General features: G+C 45.5%; 20 protein-coding genes. 10 read left to right on the top strand and 10 right to left on the bottom strand.

What is annotated here, in order from left to right:
* Positions 1 to 11 precede the first annotated feature (11 nt).
* The 4 genes from B5D50_RS16760 to hisC form a co-directional block, all read right to left on the bottom strand.
* Positions 12 to 1,439, bottom strand: coding sequence for a cytochrome b (locus tag B5D50_RS16760; protein WP_078923810.1), 1,428 nt, complete (start codon positions 1,437 to 1,439; stop codon positions 12 to 14).
* Positions 1,439 to 2,035: a ubiquinol-cytochrome c reductase iron-sulfur subunit gene (petA, locus tag B5D50_RS16755; protein ID WP_078923809.1), complete on the bottom strand. Its 597-nt coding sequence runs from the start codon at positions 2,033 to 2,035 to the stop codon at positions 1,439 to 1,441. Before petA ends, B5D50_RS16760 begins: the two co-directional genes overlap by 1 nt.
* Positions 2,036 to 2,294: 259 nt before the next feature.
* Positions 2,295 to 3,044 (bottom strand): Nif3-like dinuclear metal center hexameric protein, encoded by a 750-nt coding sequence (locus tag B5D50_RS16750; protein WP_078923808.1) that lies wholly within the window; start codon positions 3,042 to 3,044, stop codon positions 2,295 to 2,297.
* A 1-nt stretch (position 3,045) separates the two neighbouring features.
* Positions 3,046 to 4,107 (bottom strand): histidinol-phosphate transaminase, encoded by a 1,062-nt coding sequence (gene hisC / locus B5D50_RS16745; RefSeq protein ID WP_078923807.1) that lies wholly within the window; start codon positions 4,105 to 4,107, stop codon positions 3,046 to 3,048.
* Positions 4,108 to 4,285: 178 nt separating this feature from the next.
* Here hisC and B5D50_RS16740 point away from each other — a divergent pair, with 178 nt between their 5' ends.
* The 9 genes from B5D50_RS16740 to gluQRS all read left to right on the top strand — a co-directional run bounded on the left by B5D50_RS16740 (position 4,286) and on the right by gluQRS (position 12,757).
* Positions 4,286 to 4,726 (top strand): hypothetical protein, encoded by a 441-nt coding sequence (locus tag B5D50_RS16740; RefSeq protein WP_078923806.1) that lies wholly within the window; start codon positions 4,286 to 4,288, stop codon positions 4,724 to 4,726.
* 128 nt (positions 4,727 to 4,854) lie between these two features.
* Entirely contained in the window at positions 4,855 to 5,784 is a 930-nt protein-coding gene (locus tag B5D50_RS16735; RefSeq protein ID WP_078923805.1) for a hypothetical protein, read from the top strand.
* A 69-nt stretch (positions 5,785 to 5,853) separates the two neighbouring features.
* Entirely contained in the window at positions 5,854 to 7,350 is a 1,497-nt protein-coding gene (locus B5D50_RS16730) for a helicase HerA-like C-terminal domain-containing protein (protein WP_078923804.1), read from the top strand.
* 211 nt (positions 7,351 to 7,561) lie between these two features.
* Positions 7,562 to 8,032, top strand: a complete 471-nt coding sequence (gene accB, locus B5D50_RS16725) for an acetyl-CoA carboxylase biotin carboxyl carrier protein (protein ID WP_407701259.1) — start codon at positions 7,562 to 7,564, stop codon at positions 8,030 to 8,032.
* A gap of 13 nt (positions 8,033 to 8,045) precedes the next feature.
* Positions 8,046 to 9,389 carry an acetyl-CoA carboxylase biotin carboxylase subunit gene (gene accC / locus B5D50_RS16720; protein ID WP_078923803.1) on the top strand — a complete coding sequence of 448 codons (1,344 nt, stop codon included), beginning with the start codon at positions 8,046 to 8,048 and terminating at the stop codon, positions 9,387 to 9,389.
* Positions 9,386 to 10,276 carry a 50S ribosomal protein L11 methyltransferase gene (gene prmA / locus B5D50_RS16715; RefSeq protein ID WP_078923802.1) on the top strand — a complete coding sequence of 297 codons (891 nt, stop codon included), beginning with the start codon at positions 9,386 to 9,388 and terminating at the stop codon, positions 10,274 to 10,276. The genes accC and prmA overlap by 4 nt, the downstream gene beginning before the upstream one ends.
* 169 nt (positions 10,277 to 10,445) lie before the next feature.
* Positions 10,446 to 11,195 (top strand): zinc-ribbon and DUF3426 domain-containing protein, encoded by a 750-nt coding sequence (locus tag B5D50_RS16710; RefSeq protein ID WP_078923801.1) that lies wholly within the window; start codon positions 10,446 to 10,448, stop codon positions 11,193 to 11,195.
* 202 nt (positions 11,196 to 11,397) lie between these two features.
* A complete protein-coding gene (gene dksA / locus B5D50_RS16705; RefSeq protein WP_078923800.1) occupies positions 11,398 to 11,853 on the top strand; it encodes an RNA polymerase-binding protein DksA in 456 nt (151 codons plus the stop codon).
* A 4-nt stretch (positions 11,854 to 11,857) separates the two neighbouring features.
* Positions 11,858 to 12,757, top strand: a complete 900-nt coding sequence (gene gluQRS / locus B5D50_RS16700; protein WP_078923799.1) for a tRNA glutamyl-Q(34) synthetase GluQRS — start codon at positions 11,858 to 11,860, stop codon at positions 12,755 to 12,757.
* On the opposite strand, the gene ispF is transcribed toward gluQRS, so the two are convergent.
* The 5 genes from ispF to B5D50_RS16675 form a co-directional block, all read right to left on the bottom strand.
* Positions 12,754 to 13,239 (bottom strand): 2-C-methyl-D-erythritol 2,4-cyclodiphosphate synthase, encoded by a 486-nt coding sequence (gene ispF / locus B5D50_RS16695; RefSeq protein ID WP_078923798.1) that lies wholly within the window; start codon positions 13,237 to 13,239, stop codon positions 12,754 to 12,756. The genes gluQRS and ispF overlap by 4 nt on opposite strands.
* A gap of 5 nt (positions 13,240 to 13,244) precedes the next feature.
* The gene (gene ispD, locus B5D50_RS16690; RefSeq protein WP_078923797.1) at positions 13,245 to 13,940 is read right to left on the bottom strand and encodes a 2-C-methyl-D-erythritol 4-phosphate cytidylyltransferase; all 696 of its coding nucleotides are present in this window, start codon (positions 13,938 to 13,940) and stop codon (positions 13,245 to 13,247) included.
* On the bottom strand, positions 13,930 to 14,283 hold the full coding sequence (locus B5D50_RS16685) for a septum formation initiator family protein (protein WP_078923796.1): 354 nt from the start codon (positions 14,281 to 14,283) through the stop codon (positions 13,930 to 13,932). Before B5D50_RS16685 ends, ispD begins: the two co-directional genes overlap by 11 nt.
* A gap of 164 nt (positions 14,284 to 14,447) precedes the next feature.
* Positions 14,448 to 15,230, bottom strand: a complete 783-nt coding sequence (locus B5D50_RS16680; RefSeq protein WP_078923795.1) for a class I SAM-dependent methyltransferase — start codon at positions 15,228 to 15,230, stop codon at positions 14,448 to 14,450.
* A 30-nt stretch (positions 15,231 to 15,260) separates the two neighbouring features.
* A complete protein-coding gene (locus B5D50_RS16675) occupies positions 15,261 to 15,578 on the bottom strand; it encodes a winged helix-turn-helix transcriptional regulator (protein ID WP_078923794.1) in 318 nt (105 codons plus the stop codon).
* Positions 15,579 to 15,713: 135 nt separating this feature from the next.
* Here B5D50_RS16675 and B5D50_RS16670 point away from each other — a divergent pair, with 135 nt between their 5' ends.
* The gene (locus B5D50_RS16670) at positions 15,714 to 15,950 is read left to right on the top strand and encodes a thioredoxin family protein (RefSeq protein ID WP_078923793.1); all 237 of its coding nucleotides are present in this window, start codon (positions 15,714 to 15,716) and stop codon (positions 15,948 to 15,950) included.
* A gap of 337 nt (positions 15,951 to 16,287) precedes the next feature.
* On the opposite strand, the gene B5D50_RS16665 is transcribed toward B5D50_RS16670, so the two are convergent.
* Complete coding sequence (locus tag B5D50_RS16665) at positions 16,288 to 16,830, bottom strand: CPBP family intramembrane glutamic endopeptidase (RefSeq protein WP_078923792.1); 543 nt, start codon at positions 16,828 to 16,830, stop codon at positions 16,288 to 16,290.
* Positions 16,831 to 16,862 lie beyond the last annotated feature (32 nt).

Genomic DNA, 16,862 nt, shown 5'->3' with positions numbered 1-16,862 from the left:
GTATTAACTCCTTACCCAGTCACACGATCAGGAACTGGCTTTTCCTGATTGAAGCTAGGTTTAAAGGCTGGCAACAACAAGGTTGCAGCTAAGTAAATCACCGGCCAAATAAATTGCAGAACCATCTGCCAAGTTGCTTCACTATCTTCCAAATTAAGGCGGAAAACTAAATCGTAAAGTACAACCACTGCCAACAAAATACCAAACCACTTGGTATAGTTTACTTTTGCTGGGTAACTATGCAGCCATAAAACCACAAAGAATAAGAAGTAGATTTGTGTCATCCGAGTACCGAGCTCTTTATAAACAGTGGTCACGGCCTCAACACCCATCCAACCTAAGACTAAAAACACCACTGCGAATGACAAGAGGTTAATCTTGTGCGCTTGATTGCGATAACGCCATGATTTAACGGGATTTTTGTCGAGCCACGGTAAAAGGAACAACATAATAATGGCGGCAAACATAGCCACTGTACCATACCAAGGATCAGGCACCGCACGTAAGACGGTATAAAACGGTGTGAAATACCACACTGGCGCAATATGCAACGGGGTCTTTAAGGGGTTGGCTGGTTCAAAGTTAGGCTGTTCAATAAAATACCCCCCCATTTCTGGCATAAAGAACAGAATGGAGAAGAAAATCAATAAGAACACTGCCACCCCTAAAATATCTTTCACCGTGTAATAAGGGTGGAAAGGAATACCATCCGCAGGCGCATCAGGAGACCAACGATTACCTTTTGGACCTTGCTTAATTTCAACACCATCAGGATTATTAGAACCCACGGCATGCAGAGCAACAATATGCACAAACACCAAAGCAGGTAACACAATGACTGGGACAAAGAAATGTAAGGCGAAGAAACGATTCAAAGCCGCATCCCCTAAAACATAATCACCCCGTAACCAAACGGATAAATCATTACCGATATAAGGGACTGTATTGAACAGATTGACAATAACTTGAGCACCCCAGTAAGACATTTGCCCCCAAGGTAAGAGATAACCCATAAAAGCCGTTGCCATCAAGGCGACATAAATCAGCATCCCAATCAGCCAAAGCAATTCGCGCTTACCTTTATAAGAACCATAAATCATGGCTCGGAACATGTGCAGATAAACGACCAAAAAGAAAGCTGAAGCACCGGTAGAGTGCATATAACGAATAAACCAGCCACTCGGTACATCACGCATAATGTACTCAACCGAGGCAAACGCTAAATCGGCATCCGGCTTGTAGTGAAAAGCGAGGAATAAACCAGAAAAAATTTGGATCGCCAGCACTAACATCGCTAACGAACCGAAATAATACCAAAAGTTAAAATTCTTCGGCGCATAGTATTGCGCTAAATGCTTATTCCAAGTTTCCATCAAGGGGAAACGATCTTCGACCCACCCTAAGAAACCGGTATAATTATGTGCAGGACGCTCAGCCATTATGCAGCACCTCCATCTTCACCGACTAAAATCGTACTTTCACTCTTGAAGTAGTAAGGAGGCACCTCAAGATTTGTACCGGCAGGAACGTTTTTAAAAACACGTCCAGCCAAATCAAAACGTGAACCATGACAAGGGCAATACCAGCCCCCTTTCCAATCAGCGCCTAAATCAGCGGGTGCTACTTCAGGGCGGAAAGTCGGTGAACAACCTAAATGCGTACAGATCCCGACTAATACTAGATACTTAGCCTCACGGGAGCGATAAGCATTTTTAGCGTATTCAGGTTGTTGAGTCACCACCTGAGAATTAGGATCTTTCAGTTTAGAGTCTAAACTAGGTAATGCAGCGAGCATTTCCTCAGTACGATTGACCACCCAGACTGGCTTACCCCGCCAGACCACCCGTAACATCTGACCGGGTTCACTTTTGCTTACATCCACTTCCACCGGCGCACCCGCAGCCAAAGCACGTGCACTGGGAGACATCGACCCTAGGAAAGGATATGCAAGCGCTGCCGTCCCTGCTGCTCCTACGACTGACGTAGTTGCAATCAGGAAACGACGGCGATTCTTATCGACTCCAGAATTTGCCATCGTTAGCTCACTCCCAAATTATCAAAACCTCAATACTTCTTGCCGTTTTGCTTGTGCTACAAGAAGCAAAATCCTTAATTGCTACTGGACTACTGCATTGCAATATTAGCAAATGCTAAAAAACGCCATAGGATGTCTGACTTCCAGACTGAAATCAAGCCGACTTCTTTTGCAAACCGAAGAAGATCAACACTAAGCACCTCAAGGGCGACAAATCCGGTGGCGATGATAGCACAAAAAATATCGAAATAACCTGACATTAAGCAGGATTATCAATCTCGATAAAGCGACACTCTAGCCCCCATTGTGCTGCTAAATGCTCACCTAGCACTTGAACACCGTAACGCTCCGTCGCATGATGCCCTGCAGCAATATAGTGTAAATTATTTTCGCGTGCACTGTGGGTGGTCTGCTCTGAAATTTCGCCACTCAAATAAGCATCTACCCCCAAAGCGAGTGCGTCAGATAAATAAGCTTGAGCACCACCGGTACACCAAGCAATCCGCTGAATCTTATGTTCACCGCCTGCCACTAATAAGGGTTTACGTTTGAGTACTTGCTCGACATGCTCACCAAAAGCCGACAAGCTAAGGGCTGTGGGTAGTGTACCGATATTCCCCACACCTTGCCCGTTTAACCAGCCTTCGATCTTCAGCCCCAAGCGTTTAGCCAATTGCGCATTATTCCCTAACTCGGGATGTGCATCTAACGGCAGATGATAGGCAAACAAACTCACTTCATGGTTCAGTAGTGTCGCTAACCGGCGGCGATGCATGCCACGCACCACAGGGCTATCCCCTCGCCAAAAATAACCATGATGGACTAAGATCGCATCTGCACCCTGCTCAATGGCTGCGTCTAATAAGGCTTGGCAAGCCGTTACCCCAGTCACTAATTGACGAATCGACCGCCGCCCCTCTACTTGCAAGCCATTCGGAGCGTAATCTTTAAACTGACTCACATTGAGTAAAGTATTTAAGTAGCCTTCAAGCTCATCACGGTCGACCATATTATACGGCCACTAAAGCGCTAAGCTTCGCCAATAAAACATCCATTTCGGCCTCTGTCCCGATGGTAATGCGTAAATATGCCTGAATCCGTGGCTTATTAAAATGCCTTACCAATACCCCTTGTGCTTTGAGCGCTAAATAAATGGCCTCGGCATTCCCAAGCGGCGGGCGAGCAAAAACAAAATTCGCCGCTGAAGGTAAAACTTGAAAACCTAAAGCCTGCAGTTGGGTAACGACTCGAGTTCGGGTTTTGATAATTTTTTGACAAATCTCGGCAAAATAAGCCTGATCTTGCATAGCAGCAGCAGCACCAACGATGGCTAACCGATCCAAAGGATAAGAGTTAAACGAATTTTTCACCCGCTCCAAAGCTTCAATTAAAGCCGGATGCCCGACTGCAAAACCTGCCCGCAAACCCGCTAATGAACGCGATTTCGAGAGAGTTTGTACCACCAATAGATTTGGGTATTGATGAATCAATGGAATCGCGGTGGCCGCACCAAAATCAACATAAGCCTCATCGACCACCACCACCGAAGACGAGTTAAGCTGTAATAATTGCTCAATCGCCGCTAATTCAAGCGCAGAGCCCGTCGGAGCATTCGGATTTGGGAAGATGATCCCGCCATTCGCTGGAGTATAAGCCGTTAGATCTAAGCTAAAATCCGTCGCCAACGGAATTTGCTTGACCGACAAGCGATAAAGATTCGCATAGACTGGATAAAAGCTATAAGAAATATCGGGAAATAATAAAGGTTGATCAGGCTTAAATAAGGCGTGGAAAACATGCGCTAACACCTCATCAGAGCCATTCCCCACAAAAACTTGCTTAGACTCTAAGCCATAATAAGCTGCAATCGCGTCTTTAAATAAATCAGCATTCGGATCAGGATACAGCCGCAAAGTATCCGCTAGCTCTTGCTGAATCGCGGCTAATACTTTAGGTGAAGGCGGATAAGGGCATTCGTTGGTATTAAGCTTAATATAGCGCTGATCCTTAGGTTGCTCACCCGGCACATAAGGCTCTAACTGCTGTACTAAAGGACTCCAATATTGACTCATGCCAAGCTTCCTGCACTGATGCATAAAGACCTGCATGATATAAGCACACTCCAGCTTTTACTAGCCTCTTCAAGCCTAACCTTTCGTCGTATAATTCTCTATCCCCATCAAGCCTAGGCCAGCAAAACTGCGCACAGTCAAGAATACTAACCAGACATTTTCTTGCTTGCTTGTTGCTATGGCTTACTCAAACTTACAAAGCTTCCATCGTGGCTTAGTGCTACAAAATGCGACCGCGTTTCCAACCGAGTATTATGTAGAGCTACATAATGCCTCCAGCGTGCGCCCCATTTCGCGCTATCTGTCGCTACCCATTTTGTCTATCCATGACACTCGACCTAGGCTAACTGCCCAAGCCGAGTTAAAGGAATTAGATTCACTAGACTCCCTTTATCACACACCACCTGAAAAACAGGTGTCCTCACCGGTTTCACCAGAATTGATCCCCACTGTGTTAGATGTACTGCGCCCGTCCATCACCATTGAGACCGTACCTATCTTAGAAAAAGGTGGCAAAACTATTTGGCAACCCGGACATGGTTTGATAGAAAAAGTCGATAAATTAACAGGTGAAATCGTTCATTTGACTGAAAAATACACACCTGCTACAAAAATATAAAAGTTTCTCGACTCGAGCAAGGGTTTAAAGCAAGCTCTATAGCTTTTTGGCTAAAATCGTATTGATAAATCAAACCCTTGATACGCTCTAGAACAATGCAAAACACTAAAATACTTATATTAGGACTTATGATCACCTCTTTATTGACTGGCTGTGCTAGTCAAGGAGAGCTTATTAACTTAACTCACGCCCCTTCAGCCCGATCGAAGCTAGACCTCACCATACCAACTCGCCCTAGGCTGCCAACCCACTGCTCTGCTGAATTGCTACGTCCTGCGGTTTTTCGTGAAGAACCGCTCAAAGTATTGGTTTATGATGGCTCGGCCAACTATACCAATGTTCCAGCCGAAATGACCTGGCATGAAAGCAAGATTCAAGTAGAGCCGGCTCGGTATGCACAGGAAACTGAAGCCGCTGAATATGAAATTCTTGAAGATCGGATCGAAGTAGAACGGGCGCGCTCAGAACTCTATGCAAGCCCCGCCCGATACAAGACCTCCGTCCGAGAAGTCTTAGTGAAGCCCGAACATCAAAGTTGGCAATCAGGTTGCTTAGCGACTGCTGCTAAAACCTGCCTTGAAAAAATACCCGCCACCTTTACCCAACTAACTACCGAAACTATTCAAGAGCCTGCACAAATTAGGCAACGAAATATCCCCGCCAAAACAATCACCATAAAACGTAAAAAACTAATCAAAGCGGGCAAAGGAAGCGGTGACATATTGCCTGCTCGTTATACCGTCATTAAACGGTATCGAGTGAGCAAACCCTGGAAAATCATTTCAAGCTTAGTACCTGCCCGTTATGAAACGCTGATGGTTCAATGCAAACGCCGTGATGAGCAAATCCTCACCCTGCCTGTCGTCTGTCCAAATACCTTAAACACAGAGCAAATCACTCAAATTCAAAAGGCGCTACTGCAACATGGGCAAAACCTAAAGCTCTCGGGTAGCTTAGATACCCATACGCTGCAGGCCCTGCATGCTTTCCAAGTTGAACACCAACTGTTTGTGGGTGCTATCACCCTAGAAACCTTACGAAAATTGGGTCTGGCATAGCAGTCCCTAGGCATTTTCGTTAGACTGCTCCTGAATACGCCAAATATGAAAAATACAATAGGAGCAGTCATGAGTGAACAAGCTGGGATTCTCATTGGCAAAGGTGGCAATCAACAGGTTAAGCTAAATTTGCGCTTTGCGAATCGACATGGGCTAATAGCAGGCGCAACCGGCACGGGTAAAACCGTGTCTTTACAAGCCTTAGCGGAAGGTTTTTCGCGGGCAGGTGTGCCTGTCTTTATGGCGGATATTAAAGGCGACTTAACCGGCATTAGCCAAGCAGGCACAGCCCACCCTAAAGTTGAAGAGCGGGTTGCCAGCATTGGCATCGAGCAGTTTAAATTTGAAGCTTACCCCAGCATTTTATGGGATTTATCCGGTCAACAAGGGCATCCAATTCGTGCCACGGTCTCGGATATTGGCCCTTTACTGTTATCACGCTTGCTCGAACTCAATGATACCCAAGAGGGTTTACTCAATATCGCCTTTAAGTTCGCGGATGACGAAGGCATGTTATTGCTAGATTTCAAGGATCTACGCTCGATTCTAAAACACATGGGTGAAAACGCCCAAGATTTCCAAAATGCTTATGGTAATGTCAGTGCTGCTTCAATCGGTGCGATTCAACGTCGCTTACTCGTGCTCGAGCAGCAAGGGGCAGAAAGCTTCTTTGGCGAACCAGCGTTAGATCTGTGGGATTTTATTCGTACCGCCCCCAATGGCTATGGCTATGGCAATATCAATATTCTGATGGCCGACAAGCTCATGATGACTCCACGCTTGTATGCCACTTTTCTCTTATGGCTATTATCCGAGCTATTTGAAAATTTGCCTGAGGTCGGTGACTTGGATAAGCCACGCTTAGTGTTCTTTTTTGATGAGGCGCATTTACTGTTTAACGATGCCCCAAAGGCTTTAGTCGATAAAGTTGAGCAAGTAGTGCGTCTGATTCGCTCTAAAGGTGTCGGGGTTTATTTTATTACGCAAAATCCGCTGGATATTCCAGACAGTATCCTCGGGCAATTAGGCAATCGGATTCAACACGCGCTACGGGCTTTCACTCCGCGTGATCAAAAAGCTGTCAAAGCGGCGGCTGATACTTTCCGCGCTAATCCTGAGTTAGACACGGCTGAAGTGATTATGGAGCTAGGAGTCGGAGAAGCTTTAGTCTCGGTGTTAGAAGAAAAAGGAATTCCGAGCATCGTACAGCGCACCTTGATTCGTCCACCTCAATCAAGGATCGGACCAGCCACGGCTGAGGAGCGGGCAAATTTAATTCGCCAAAGCCCTTTTGCAGGTCGTTATGACAAGATGATTGACCGCGAATCGGCACATGAAATTTTGCAAGCACGGGCTGAAAAACAGGCGGCTGAACTTGCCTCTGCTAGTCAAGCTAAAGAATTTGAAAAAGCAGCCCGCCGTTATGAGGCTGCAAATACACCGCGCCCGAGTAATCGTCAGACCTTAGGGGAAACTATTGTAAAAAGCGCCGCCCGTTCGATTAGCTCTAATCTTGGGAAGCAAATCGTGCGCGGCATCTTAGGTTCGCTGTTTAAAGGCCGTTAGCCCAAGCTTTCTGCTGCATACAATGGATAAACGGTGTAAACTCGCGCCCATTCTGTTGGGATATGCCGAGAAAAAGGGCAAATTAATGCTCTAAATGAGTCATTGTGGTGTGCGGGTCTTAAACTCAAGCATACCGCTTAATCCTGATTTTTCTGAGAACATCGGCATGCTAACAACACCAAATAATAGCAAGACTTATAGGAATAGCTCCATGATGGATGTTCGCAAAATCAAAAAACTGATCGACCTGCTTGAAGACAGCGATGTCGCTGAAATTGAGATTAAAGAAGGCGAGGATTCTGTGCGAATTAGTCGGGTTTCAACGACAGCAACCCCGGCTATGCCCTTGCAGCAGTATTACGCCCCTCCGCCAATGATGCCGCAAGCGCCCATGACTACAGCGCCCGTCAGTGCGCCCGTGGCGAGTGACAAACCCGCTGCACCCACAGGGCATGTGCTAGAATCACCGATGGTCGGTACTTTCTATCGTTCCTCTTCACCGGGTGCTAAATCCTTTGTCGAAGTGGGTCAAACCGTTAAAGTCGGCGATACCCTATGTATTATCGAAGCGATGAAAATGCTCAATCAAATTCAAGCCGATAAGAGCGGCGTCATCAAAGCAATTTTGGTTGAAAACGAGCAGCCTGTTGAGTTTGGCCAGCCCTTAATGATCATTGACTGATCAGGAGGCTTTCATGTTAAAAAAAGTCCTCATCGCTAATCGTGGCGAAATCGCCTTACGTATTCTGCGCGCCTGCCGTGAGTTGGGCATTAAAACTGTTGCGGTGCACTCGACCGCTGATCGTGACCTGAAACATGTTCGCCTCGCTGACGAATCGGTCTGTATTGGCCCACCGCGTTCAATTGACAGCTACTTAAATATTCCAGCCATTATTAGTGCTGCCGAAGTCACTGGGGCAGATGCTATTCACCCCGGCTATGGTTTCCTCTCTGAAAACGCTGATTTTGCCGAGCGGGTTGAATCCAGTGGTTTCATTTTCATTGGTCCACGTGCTGAAACGATTCGCCTAATGGGTGACAAAATTTCTGCCAAAGATGCCATGAAAGCCGCTAAAGTGCCGTGTGTTCCCGGTTCGGATGGCCCTGTGCCTGATGATAAAGATGAATGCTTAGCAATGGCTAACCGCATTGGCTATCCCCTGATTATCAAAGCGACCGGCGGTGGCGGTGGACGTGGGATGCGCGTCGTCCATCAGGAAGAAGACTTATTCCGTTCGATAGAAATGACCCGCTCAGAAGCTAAAGCGGCGTTTGGCAATGATGTGGTTTATATGGAAAAGTATTTGATCCATCCACGTCATATTGAATTTCAAGTGTTAGCTGATCAATACGGCAATGCCATTCATCTTTGTGAACGCGATTGCTCGATGCAACGTCGCCACCAAAAAGTAGTCGAAGAAGCCCCCGCCCCTGGTATTACCGAAGAGCAGCGAGCGCGAATTGGCAAAGTGGTAGCGGACGCTTGTCGGAAGATCAATTATCGGGGTGCAGGTACTTTTGAATTTTTGTATGAAAATGGTGAGTTTTATTTCATCGAAATGAATACCCGCTTACAAGTCGAACACCCTGTGACTGAACTGATTACCGGCGTTGATTTAGTTAAACAACAATTATTGATCGCAGCGGGCGAAACCTTGCAAATTAAGCAAGAAGATATTCGCCCCCACGGCCATGCGATTGAATGCCGTATTAACGCGGAAGATCCAGACACCTTCGCCCCCTCTCCGGGCAAAATCACGCGCTATCATGCTCCGGGTGGCTTAGGAGTCAGGGTGGATTCGCATATTTATGCTGACTACACCGTGCCACCTTATTACGACTCTATGATCGGCAAATTAATCGTGCATGGCGAAGATCGCTTAACGGCATTAAACCGCATGAATGGCGCACTCACCGAAATGATCGTAGAAGGCATTAAAACCAATGTGCCACTACAACGCCGCATTATGACTGACCCCGCTTTCCGTCAAGGTGGCACAGATATTCACTATTTAGAGAAAAAGTTGGGCTTGCAATGACTTGGCAGCAGTTAATTTGTCATACCACGGTTGAGCATCAAGAAGCGATTAGTGCGGCCTTAGAAGAGGCGGGAGCGGCCTCTGTTACCTTTGAAGATGCAGTTGACCAGCCGATTCTTGAGCCTTTACCGGGTGAAACGCCCTTATGGGATCTGCTCGTGATCACTGGACTTTACCCTGCTGAAGAGGATCTCACCGCCCTACTCCTGCATTTAGAGCTACATCGTCATAGCTGGAGTATTGCTGAGTTCAAACTGGAGCAGCTAGAGGATCGACCTTGGGTGAGAGAATGGATGGATAATTTCCATCCCATGCTATTCGGCCAACGCCTATGGGTTTATCCGAGCTGGCGTGAAGTCCCCGCAACAGCCACTGAGGCTGTAAAAATTTTACTCGATCCGGGTTTGGCTTTTGGCACTGGTAATCACCCTACCACTGCTCTTTGCTTAGAGTGGCTGGATGGTGAAGACTTAGTAGGCAAGCAGGTACTGGATTATGGTTGTGGCAGCGGCATTCTTGCGATTGCGGCGGCTAAACTCGGTGCAGCCGTCGTGGTGGCCACCGATCTTGATCCGCAAGCCTTAGAAGCCACTGTGGAAAATGCACGGCGTAACCAGTTAACTGCAGACAAGATTATCACTTGCCTGCCAGAAGACTTACCCGCACAACGCTATGATGTGGTGATCGCGAATATTTTATCAGGCCCCTTAGTCACCTTAGCCCCTACTCTATTAAGCTATCTAAAACCGCAAGGTCGGCTCGCGCTTTCAGGTATTTTGGCTGATCAAGGCGCAACCGTGGCGGCTGCTTACGAATTTGCCTTAGAAAATACGCAAATAACAGCAAAAGAGGAGTGGCTACGCTTAGAAGGTCAAGCAAAAGCCTAGCTCTAAGCCACTCTTACTTTTTTTCACCCCGCTCATCAGTTCAATAATGTTAAAAGCGGGGTTCTGCCTTAGGATTAACGCTACTATTTTGTGCATCAAATCATTAAGCTGCCTTTAAAAAATAGGGCTACAATAAGAATGCTATGTCTAACCTCATCACATGAACTAAATGTATACCCAGTGTAGTCATTGCCGTGCTGTTTTTCGTGTCACTATGAAAGAGCTTACTGCTGCTCAGGGCTTATTGCGCTGTGGTGAATGCGATACGATTTTCGATGCAATGAAAGCTTTAAGTACCACCCTGCCTGACGAACGTTTAGGCAGTGGTAATGGCCGTGATTTGCTCGGCGAAGCGCGCATCCATAATTTACCCCTAGGCAGTTTAGCCGAAGGTAGCTCCAGCACCAATCCGCATAAAACCGGGAAGCATATCTCTTCCAATAAACGCACCTCTAAGTCACGGAAGTTTTTATACTTAAGCTTATTTGCACTGTGTTTATTATTATTAATTCAGCTGTTTTACAGTTATCGTACTAAGCTCTTAGAGTATCCAAGTACCCGTGAACTCACCCAAACGGTTTGTTCGTGGTTAGCTTGTGAGCTAGACAATGTGCGGCATTTAGATCAAATCAAATTGCTGAGCCATACCGTTTATACACATCCAAACACACCGAATGTACTGATTATTAATACCTCAATTCAAAACAATGCCACGAATCCACAACCCTACCCTTTGTTGGAGGTGAGTTTTCTAAATCAGCGCTCGGAAGTGGTCGCGTTGCGGCGCTTTACGCCTGAAGAATACCTCAGCAAAGAACAACAAGGTGAGTTGATGCCAGCGAAAACCCCTAAAGAACTTTCGCTGAACATTGAAGACCCGGGCAAAGATGCTGTGCGCTTTCAATTACGTTTTCTATGAAATCACTGTTTAGGATAGGAAGCTTACTATTAAAATTTATGCAATTTTACCCTTATCTATTAATAAAAAATGCGAAAAGGTTTTGCTTGGGCTATAATCGCGCGCCCTTAAGTTATGCCGAAGAAACGAGGTAGGGTTCTTGAAACCGACCCTAGATTTAACCCTTTGATTTTCAATAAAATCAAGCTGTTGGAGAAAAATAATGGCAACTGAAAATGTAACCTATATAGCAAGGAAAGCTGCGTTACCAGTTGATGGCATTAATCCCTATATCCCTGAAGCTGGCGAAGAATATATGAACGAAAAGCAATTGCAGCATTTTCGTAATATTCTGGTCGCGTGGAAAAAAGAATTAATGGAAGAAGTTGATCGCACGGTCGATCACATGAAAGAAGAAGCGAGCAACTTCTCAGATCCTGCTGATCGTGCCACCCAAGAAGAAGAATTTGCTTTAGAGTTACGCGCCCGTGATCGTGAACGCAAGTTGATTCGTAAGATTGAAAAAACGATCTCACGGGTGGATGAAGAAGATTATGGTTATTGTGATGCCTGTGGTGTGGAAATCGGTTTGCAGCGTTTAGAGGTACGCCCAACAGCGGAGTTATGCATTGATTGCAAAACCACGCAAGAAATCAAAGAAAAACAATTAGCTTCCTAAGCGTGTGACTTACATCGGGCGTTTTGCACCTTCGCCCACAGGCCGCTTACACTTTGGCTCTTTGTTGGCTGCGACTGCAAGTTATTTGCAAGCACGCAGCCAACAAGGTCAATGGCTGTTGCGAATTGAAGACTTAGACCCAACCCGGGAACAAGCGGGGGCTACTGCAACTATCATCCGCACGCTAGCTTTATATGGCTTTGAGTGGGATCAGTCGATTGTTTATCAAAGTCAACGACAGACTTTTTATGCTGCAGCCTTAGCTAGGCTAACACCTGAAACTTATCCCTGCTATTGCTCACGTAAACAATTACAAACCTCTGCTCAATCTGGCAATTTTGGCTTTATTTATCCCGGCACTTGCCGTTTTAAACCACAAGATTTAACGCAACCCGCTGCAATTCGCATTAAAACACCTAACCAAGCCATCTGCTTTCATGATCAAATCCAAGGCAGGTATTGCCAAAATTTGGCTCAGGAATTAGGTGACTTTGTAATTCGCCGTGCAGATCGAATCTTTGCTTATCAATTAGCCGTAGTGGTTGATGATGCCGAACAAGGCATAACCGAAATTGTACGCGGTTCGGATTTGCTGGATAATACCCCCCGCCAACTCTATTTACAGCAGCTCTTAGGCTATCCTATGCCGAGCTATGCACATATCCCGATTGCAATCAATCAATTAGGCCAAAAGCTTAGTAAACAAACTTTAGCACCTACCTTGCCAACAGCAGCTAAACAGTTAGTCGCTACCCTATGCAAAGCCTTAGGCCTGCTTGGGCAAGCCCCCTTGCCTGCGACAGACTATACATCAGTGAATGCATGTTGGAGTTGGGCTATTCAAAATTGGAATTTAAACAAAATTCCAAAACAGCTCACATATGATCAACCATTACCTGACTAAATTGAACGGTGTATTGATACAAGCAATACCACCGCATGCGCCGCAATCCCTTCTTTGCGGCCTTCAAAGCCAAGACGCTCAGTGGTGGTTGCTTTAACGCTGATTTGGCTGAGTTCGCAATCTAAATCAGCGGCTAAATTAGCACGCATAGCACTCATATATGCAGCCATTTTCGGAGCTTGGGCGACAATAATACTATCCAGATTAGCGATTTGGTAACCCTGATCCTTAATCAACTGCCGGACTTTTCTTAATAAGATACGCGAATCAATCTTGGCATAAGCCGCCGAAGTATCGGGAAAATGCAGGCCAATATCACCTAAAGCCAAAGCACCTAATAAAGCATCACAAATCGCATGAATCAGTACATCGCCATCCGAATGTGCGGCAAAGGCATGGGTATAGGGAATCCTTACCCCCCCTAATACCAAATGATCGCCCTCAGTAAAGGCATGCACATCATAACCCTGACCGATCCGCATTAAAGTTACTCCTGTAAAAAGAAGGCTGCCAAGGCTAAATCCGCAGGGCGCGTAATTTTAATATTACGGGCGTCCCCCTCGACTAATAAGGGGTGCAAGCCTAAATACTCCAAGGCGGAAGCCTCATCAGTCAGAGTGATCCCCGCTTGCAAGGCTTGCTCGATAGCCATCGTTAATAAGCCTAAAGGAGCTAACTGCGGCGTGAGGGCATGCCATAAATCGGCGCGCTCCTCTGTATGACTAATCACCGTTTGACCTTTAAAACCGCGCTTCATCGTATCACGCACCGGCGTTGCTAAAATGGCACCGTGCTCCGCCTTAGCAGCGAGTAAAGCCGTTAAATCGGCAGCGGCTAAACAAGGACGCGCTGCATCATGCACCAGTACCTGAGTATCCTCCGCGAGCGATAAGGTCTGTTGCAAATACTTAAGACCACTCAGCACCGAATGTGCACGCTCTTGCCCACCAATCGCCTGATACACCCTCTGTCCCTGATACTTAGGCGCTAATTCCGCCCAATACTCATCCGCCGCGCTGACCACGACCACAACCCCATGAATAGCCGAATGCTGAAGAAAACAGGCCACAGTATGTTCTAAAACGGTTTGGCCATGTAGACGTAGATACTGCTTTGGAATAGCCGTTTGCATCCGTTTACCCACACCAGCAGCGGGAATAATGCACCAGACCTCATTCGACATAGCTTGGAACTCCGGTGGCTGGTGTAGTTGGTTGGACTAGCTCGGTTTTAGTATCGCTATTTAAAATCACCTGATAAAAGGTTTCACCGCGCTTAATCATGCCTAGCTCACTACGTGCACGGTCTTCAATCACGGCATCATCCCGACTAATATCCAGCACATCGGCCTGTAATTGCTCATTACGTTTGGCTTGCGCTTCATTTAACTGCTTTTGTTCTGCGATCTGCCCTGCTAAATCCCAGATTTCAGGATAGCTACCTGTCCCTAGCCACAAGCGTACAAACAATGCTAGCGCGAGGACACTTAAAACGAGCAATAAGATTTGAGTTAGCGTTAGTTTCATGCCTGAGGTTTAGATGGCCCAAATAAAAATGCTGGGCACATGAGTCCCAGAGTCGAGAGTATAGCAGATTACTGACTCGGCCAACGAAGATCATCAGCGCTTAGACCTAATCAGGTGCATCTCCTTAACAGTTTGCATAGGACTTATCAGGCGACTCACCATCATCAGCGCTTTCTTAACAAGGTAATGGGTCGAAAAATAGTCTGTGTCTGTCTCGTCAGTGGCTCATCAAGTGTCCAGTTATTCCACCAACCGATAAACTCAAACTGCTGCATCATTTTGATTAACTGGAGAAATTCTTGAGGATAAATTGCACGCTTAACCGAATGGCTCGCTAGCGACAAGCACTGCTCACCCTCCTGCACCTCAATCGCTAGTTGCTCTTCAAATAACTGATTGGGATGATCGAAGGGTTGCATTCGTACTTGGCATTTAAGATGGAGATCTCCCTGCTTTACTTCCCACATCTCCGCTTCAGATTTGAACATGTTCGCTGGCTCAAATTGAATACACCAATCTAATAGAAATAACCCACCCGGGCGCAAAGCGGCAGCCACAGAGGAAAGATGTGAATCTAACTCTTCGTTAGATTGGACATACAAATCACCCAAGGCAATCAAGATATAATCCACCGGCTGTTCAAGTTGAAAGGCCGTCATAGATTGCTGGTAAAACTTCGCAGCAATACCGGCTTGTTGAGCCTTTGCTTTGGAATAGGCCAGCATCGCAGGGTTAATATCCAAACCTACAAACTGTAAACCGCGCGCTGACAACTCAAGCAGGTGCGGAGACGGACCACAAGCCAATGTCAACACCGTATGAGTATCGACTCTGGCAAATTGCTGGATCGTTTGTTGAATGACATCCACCTCATGAGCCAGATCACGAAAGGCAAAGGCCAATTCATAATAACGCGGATAATCGTAACAATTAGGTTTTATATTCATGGCAATTTTCGCAGTAAAGCGTTAATAAACTTAAGTTTCGGTACGCTTAATTTCGACATCCAAAAGCTTTAATTGATCAATAATCCTGACAAGTTTCTGACCATTCTCGGTCAGTGAATATTCTGTTCTAGGCGGCACCTCTGCATAAACCTGCTTGGCTAACAAACCATAAGAGGTCAGTTTGCGTAACCGTTCAGACAAAACTTTGGTTGAAATGCCTTGCACGTGACGCTCCAAAGCACCCGGACGCGAGACACCTTCGGCGATGGCACGCAGAACGGAGACGGACCACTTGCAACCCACTACATCTTCGAGTTGCGAATAGGCTGATTGGGTTGTTGGTGACATTTTTTTCCCCTTTATTTTCTACAATTTACACCAAAAGGTTAGCGGGAAACCAAAAAGTGCCTGCTATGCAGTAGCTTTCGTTGTTTCTAACATAATAGGTGTGTCTGGTGGCACTAACCAACCTAGGAGAACAGTATGAAAACCAACGCCATTTTTTATCATGCGGGCTGCCCCGTCTGCATTGCCGCCGAGCAAACTATAGCCAATGCACTTGACCCCATGAAATACGATGTTGAAATTGTCCATCTTGGTAACGACAAAGCGCGGCTGCAAGCAGCCGAATCAGCGGGTGTCAAGTCCGTACCTGCCCTCGTCATGGATGGAGCAGCATTCCACATTAATTTTGGTGCTAGCATCGAGGCCTTGAAATAACCGCTTCATCCTGCTTATAGCTATAGTATAAAGGGTGTTTGCTCTTTTGGCAGGCATCCTTCCCCCAATTAATTAACTGGTAAGATGCGAATCAAGCCTTATCTTCTTTCTAGCCAGATTTTGTATGGCTTGGAATTAACATAAACCGCGATTAACATAAAAAGCAGTTCCATCAATTAACAATAATTAATGGTTAATAATCATACGGCAACCTATTCAAAATCCATAACCATTTAATTCTCAAGTGTTTTTGAAAAAAAACCTATTTTCCTTTTATAAGTTTAACTTCATTGGATAATGGTTAGTCGCAATTTTTATTTGACAATGAATGGCTTATCTAGCTGTAAAAAAATCTTTTCTTGATTAAGTAATAAGCCAACACCATTGAAACTACAAAACAAGGAAGTGCTATTGTGTAAAACTGTTGTGATACTTCATTTAAGCTAATTTCTTCAGAACTTGATGAGACAAACAGCTTACTATAAATAGAAATAATACTAACAAAGGCGTTATTTAAAGCATGCAGCAAAATAGGAATGGCTAGGTTTTTTGTTTTATAAAATACGATACACATACTCAATCCAAAAAGAAATGTAGTAATTGATGAAATTGAAAAGTGTATTGCTCCGAATAATAACGATGAAAATATCATGCTTGTCCAAACCGAAAACATTACTTGAAATTTAGTAAACAAAAATCCTCTAAAAATAAACTCCTCTGCCAAAGGTGCTAAAAATACTGCAACTATACCACCAATTATTGCTCCTACCAGTGTCGTTTGCCCCATTAACCCATTTGATTGAGTCATACTACCAAGTTGATCGACAGGTAAGAAGTTAACCACAGCAAAGATTATTAGACCTCTTGCGAAAGTAGTCATTTTCGCCTATAAAGTTAAGAATGAACTACCTA

Source organism: Thiothrix eikelboomii (assembly GCF_900167255.1).
In the GTDB taxonomy this organism is placed as follows: domain Bacteria; phylum Pseudomonadota; class Gammaproteobacteria; order Thiotrichales; family Thiotrichaceae; genus Thiolinea; species Thiolinea eikelboomii.
The sequence above is the reverse complement of the archived record's forward strand: the minus strand, read 5'-3'. Positions and strand labels throughout refer to the sequence as shown.